The organism is Magnetospirillum fulvum MGU-K5 (genome assembly GCF_000442515.1).
In the GTDB taxonomy this organism is placed as follows: domain Bacteria; phylum Pseudomonadota; class Alphaproteobacteria; order Rhodospirillales; family Magnetospirillaceae; genus Phaeospirillum; species Phaeospirillum fulvum_B.
Window position 1 is genome coordinate 1 of the sequence record NZ_AQPH01000158.1, and the last position, 1,011, is coordinate 1,011.

At 60.9% G+C, this 1,011-nt stretch carries 2 protein-coding genes; both read left to right on the plus strand.

What is annotated here, in order from left to right; translation table 11 throughout:
* On the plus strand, positions 1–631 hold a 631-nt coding region (locus K678_RS17360; protein WP_021133793.1), incomplete at its 5' end, for a response regulator.
* Positions 632–775: 144 nt separating this feature from the next.
* Positions 776–1,011, plus strand: a 236-nt coding sequence (locus K678_RS17365) for an Hsp20 family protein (RefSeq protein ID WP_021133794.1), incomplete at its 3' end; no start/stop codon positions are given.

The window sequence follows — 1,011 nt, forward strand, 5'->3', positions numbered from 1 at the left end:
GAAGCGTGAAGCCAGCAATCTGCGCAGTCATGCCCACGGCCTGAATTTGCCGATGATCAAGCTGGTGACCCACCGGCTTGACGAATATGTCGGTGAGTTGAAGAGCCTGGCCGATGCCGAGATCGACGAGATTCAAGTCTTCATCGACCGGATCGAAAAACTGGCCGATGGCGAGGCGGTCGATGAAGCCGACGCTCCGGCGGTGGTTCGCGCCTTGCCCGCCAAGCGCTCGGCCGATATCGATTTCGGCAAGATCGAGAAGAAGAACGTCGAAATCCTGCTGGTCCTGCCGGAAAAGGCGATGGCCCGGATCGTCGAACGCGAACTGGCCAATTGCGGTTATCGCACCTCGGTGGTTCGCGACGCCTTTGCCGCGATCGAGACGGTGGTGCGGACCCGCCCCGACATGGTGCTGGCGGCGATGGAGCTGGGATTGCTGACCGGCACCGATCTCGGCTGCGCCCTGGCGGCGATGCCCGCGACTGAAAGCATCCCCTATGCGGTGCTGACCAGCTATGAGTGGGGCAGCCCCAAGCTGAAAGGCTTGCCGCCTCGCGCCGCCCTGGTGCGCAAAGGTTCTCAATTCTCCGACGATCTGGCGGAAACCCTGGCCCGATTCGATATCACCTGACCGGACGAATTTCCTGTTTCTCCTCCCCTTGACGATTCCGACTGTGCGCTTAAATCAAACATGCGCGGTCGCCAATCATGGGGCCGACGCGGCGGTGCCAAGGGCACCGTCTCGATCTGGTTGCTTCGCAAAGGAGAACTGGCTATGCGTACCTTCGATTTGTCCCCCTTGTTCCGCTCCACCGTTGGGTTCGACCATCTCAACCGTGTGCTGGATGCCGCCACGCGCATCGACGATGCCGCGTTGTCCTATCCTCCCTACAACATCGAAAAGCTGGGCGAAGATCGTTACCGCATCACGATGGCGGTCGCCGGGTTCGGCGAAAACGATCTTGAACTGACGGCGAAGGGCAACAGCCTGCTGATCGCCGGTAAGGCCCG